The organism is Rhizobium leguminosarum bv. viciae USDA 2370, from assembly GCF_002008365.1.
GTDB lineage: Bacteria > Pseudomonadota > Alphaproteobacteria > Rhizobiales > Rhizobiaceae > Rhizobium > Rhizobium leguminosarum.
The window spans coordinates 1-3,665 of record NZ_MRDL01000072.1 but is presented as its reverse complement, the minus strand read 5'-3'; the positions used below and the strand labels follow the sequence as shown (position 1 = coordinate 3,665).

At 58.3% G+C, this 3,665-nt stretch carries 2 protein-coding genes and 3 pseudogenes; 1 reads left to right on the top strand and 4 read right to left on the bottom strand.

The window, feature by feature from the left end:
• Positions 1 to 136 precede the first annotated feature (136 nt).
• Positions 137 to 388 (bottom strand): DNA cytosine methyltransferase, encoded by a 252-nt coding sequence (locus BS629_RS38820; protein ID WP_108565382.1) that lies wholly within the window; start codon positions 386 to 388, stop codon positions 137 to 139.
• A 412-nt stretch (positions 389 to 800) separates the two neighbouring features.
• Here BS629_RS38820 and BS629_RS37930 point away from each other — a divergent pair.
• Positions 801 to 1,975: pseudogene (locus BS629_RS37930) on the top strand (IS110 family RNA-guided transposase).
• Positions 1,976 to 2,301: 326 nt separating this feature from the next.
• On the opposite strand, the pseudogene BS629_RS37925 reads toward BS629_RS37930, so the two are convergent.
• From BS629_RS37925 to tnpA, 3 genes and pseudogenes are all read right to left on the bottom strand, one after another.
• Positions 2,302 to 2,796: pseudogene (locus tag BS629_RS37925) on the bottom strand (ISNCY family transposase); the annotation flags it as partial.
• Positions 2,797 to 2,875: 79 nt separating this feature from the next.
• A complete protein-coding gene (locus BS629_RS40425) occupies positions 2,876 to 3,172 on the bottom strand; it encodes a hypothetical protein (RefSeq protein ID WP_158081473.1) in 297 nt (98 codons plus the stop codon).
• A pseudogene (gene tnpA, locus BS629_RS37915) lies at positions 3,165 to 3,611 on the bottom strand (IS66-like element accessory protein TnpA). The gene BS629_RS40425 and the pseudogene tnpA overlap by 8 nt, the downstream one beginning before the upstream one ends.
• Positions 3,612 to 3,665 lie beyond the last annotated feature (54 nt).

The following is a 3,665-nucleotide window of genomic DNA, read 5'->3' as shown; positions in this document are numbered from 1 at the left end:
GGAAAGCCGTGACCGGCGCAACTGCCTGACGTCACAAACAAGCGCCTTGTTCAGGCGTCCATGAAACAACGTGACATCGCCTCCATCAGGAATGACGCCATTCAGTTGCTGATCGCCGCCTCGATGGGCGGTGGAGTCACCTGGATCCGGTGAGAATGACCCCGACAGCGGGAGCTACCGCGTTTCCGATCTGATTGGCGACCGGCCCTAAACCGCCGACGAATTCCCAATTGTCCGGGAAGTCCTGCAACCGGGCGCGCATCCGGTTTCCCCGTCTTCGAGTAACAGCCCAGCAAGTGCATGCATAGCGTAGTGACCTTGCTCCCAAGTTTTGATCATGTCCACGGGAGTGGTGTAGCTGACGGCTGATGGCCGTGCTTTCCGACATGGGTCGGCCACCTGGCCGATGGCGGGACGCAAAGCTCCGTTCGGGTTATCATATGCGGCGGTGTGCTGGGGCATCCTTCCAGGCGAGTGCGGGAATCCAAAATTATGGGTGCACAGTCCTAAAAATGCGTGACCGGAGTCCAAAATTGGCGACGTTCAAGAGGTACGAATATACGGTTGTAATGTTATGAACTGTCAAAGCTGATTAGATGCGCGACGCTGTCAGCCGGTTAGAAACGCGACACTGGCACCGACAATCAGCCCCCGGTCCGACCGGCTGGTCCGGGTTGAGAGGGAGGAGCGGGGGCGGGTGAGAGGCACCCATTGGCTTTAGATCCCATGAGGAGTGAACAGCGGCCGGCGCTCTGGCAGAGTGAGGCTGCATCAAAGCACTCGCTCGGAAGGAGTAGATTATGAAAACCGCACCCGTTCAATCAAAAACGCAGACCGCTGTCCGCACTGATCTTGGCGCAATTTTCGTGTCTTTGGAACTGAGCAGATCGACCTGGCTGGTGACTTCGTTGTCGCCGGGCAACGGCGAGACGATGTCAAAGCATGTGGTAGAGGGCGGCGACGTTGCCGGGCTGTTGGATCGGTTTGCTCAGTTACAACAGAAGGCCTGGCTCCGAACGGGAAGATCGTTTCCCATCGTTACGATCCAGGAAGCGGGATTGGACGGCTTTTGGATACATCGCGTGCTAGAGGCAAACGGGATCGAGAGTTACGTTGTCGATGCGGCTTCGATCGCTACTTCACGTCGGCGCCGGCGCGCGAAGACCGATAAGATTGATGGTGAAGCACTGGTCCGCGCACTGCTTGCGTTCAAGCGCGGCGAACCACGCGTATGCGCAATGGTCAAAGCGCCGAGCCCAGAGGACGAAGATCGGCGTCGCATTTGCCGGGAACGCAAAGTGTTGATTGCGGAACGGGTCAGGCATGTCAATCGCGTCAAGGGTCTACTCTTCGCCCAGGGCGTCAGCGGCTATCAACCGCTTCGCAAGGATCGCCGCAAACGCCTGGAGGAGCTCCAGACCGGAGACGGGCGCGGCCTGCCGAAGCATCTAAAGACGCAAATAAATCGTGAACTCGATCGCCTTGAGCTGCTGCTTGAACAGATTGCGGCAGTGGAGAGCGAGCGCAATTCTCTTCTGGTCGCACACGAGGAGCAAGCTGCTAAGGGGCCGGCAGAGGCAGCAATGCTCCTTTCCTTGAAGGGTGTTGGCGCTGAGTTTGCCGCCGTTCTTTGGGCCGAAGGGCTGTGTCGGCATTTTGATAATCGGCGACAGATTGCCGCCTATGCAGGTTTGGCGCCTACCCCTTGGCAGAGCGGGACCATCGACCACGAACAAGGGGTCTCGAAAGCAGGCAATCCGCGATTGCGCACCACAATGATTCAGCTGTCGTGGCTGTGGCTGCGCAACCAGCCAGGATCGGCGCTCAGCCGCTGGTTTGTGGATCGGGTCCAGTCGAATGGGGGACGGTTGAAGAAGGCTGCAATGTGGCACTAGCGCGGAAGCTCCTGATTGCGCTGTGGAAGTATGTCACCGCGGGTGTTGTCATTGAAGGCGCGGTCATGAAGTCTGCATGACGTTGGACCAAATATCGAAATCTTCCAGGACTGATCAATCCTGGCGGATCCAGGTGAGCGAACCGACTCAAAGTCTGGCTTCAGATGCCGCGCTTTAGAATGGTCCCGTTCTCCTGAGCCTAGCCGCAACGCAAGCGGGATGGTGGTGCTGCCGAACGAACGGCAACCGTATGTGAGTTTGAAACGGCGACGGAAACGTGCCGCGTCATGCAATCTGGCTCAGACCATGGGTTCGAACAAACATCCAAAGGAAACGTTCTATGCATCAATGATTGGTCTTGACGCAGAAATCCTCATGTGAGCTTTGAGACTGTGAATGCAGGCGATCATTCCGCGGCCTCCATGCGCGCCAGCGCCTTCTGCCTTTTTGCGACGACCTCCGGATCATTCATGAAGTCCGTCCGCCGGCCAGGCTTGCGGCCACGCTTCTGATAACCATTGCCCCGGCTGCCATCGGGAATACCGAACATATGATCCGTCTGGCCGGTGCGGCGTGGGCCGCTCTTGCCGCGCTGCTGTTCCCGCCCAGCCTGCAGCTCGGCGACGACGGAAAGCATGTCGTCGAGACGCTTGTTCTCGACAACCTCTGCCCGGTGGACCGACCGCAATGTATCGAAGGTTCTGTAGGGCAGGGTGAAGCTCTCGTGCATGATCTCGAGGCGGCCGTCCGGGTAGTCGCAGACAACGACCTTCTTACCCGCCAATGGCCTGGAAATCTCGGTCGGATCGAGAATGAACAAGACCTTGTCGTAACGGAGCGTCAGGGACTGCGACAGCGTGCGGACTTCCTTCCGGCACATGGCGCCATCGAGATTCTCATGCGCGGTCCGTGCGGCTCAGATCGATGCAGCTATGGCGGACGCTTTCCTGGCCGCGTTGGCGCCTGGGGAGCTTGACGCGCTAGCGCGGGCTCGGCAGGCACAACAGCAGGTCAACAAGGCCTTGCGCGCTGGCGCTGAACGGGAGCTTGAGCGCAAGCGCTACGCCGCGGCGCTGGCAGAACGCCAGTTCAATCGCGTTGACCCTGATAATCGTCTGGTCGCCTCCGAACTCGAGCGTCGATGGGAAGCAGCGTTGAGCGAACTTCGCGCTGCTGAAGATGCCGTTGCCCAACGAGCATCGACTGTTGATGCCCGCGCGGAAGTCGATCGGCTCCCGATGAAGGTAGACCTTGAGATCAGCGCCAAGCTTAAACATGGCCCAGAGCTCCGATTATCGTCGTCAACGCGCTGATATCGCTGCACTCCAGCGACAATCTCACACCATTCGGCAGTGATGCGCTCACCTTCGCTGGAGAGGACAGCGGGCCGCTCCTCTCCGCCGTCGGTAATCGCTCATCACGATCTGTCGCAGGCATCTCATTGTCGAACTTGCTACACGCGGCGGCGATCTGAACCGGAATAAACGCCGATGTCGAAGAAGGGGATAACGGATGGGATTGGGTGTGTTTCTTGATCTATTTTTAGACGAGGTTCGCGTTGACCCCGTTTTCTCGCGCAAGTTTCGATACCGATGCGCCGGGTTCAAGGCAGGCCGCAACAAGGCGATCTTTCGAACTTTGATCGAAGCGGCGTCTTCCATTCCGACCAACCAGCCGCACGGCGAGTTTTAGAGCTGGTTCGGTTTGTCTGAACAGTTTCGGGCGTTTCGCTAAGTGGATTTCTGCCTCGATTATGCCGCCACCATCATT

Bases quoted from the DNA above. Each gene is read 5' to 3' on its own strand.
- BS629_RS38820 (WP_108565382.1), bottom strand. From the start codon at position 388: ATGTCGGAAAGCACGGCCATCAGCCGTCAGCTACACCACTCCCGTGGA.
- BS629_RS40425 (WP_158081473.1), bottom strand. From the start codon at position 3,172: ATGTTTAAGCTTGGCGCTGATCTCAAGGTCTACCTTCATCGGGAGCCG.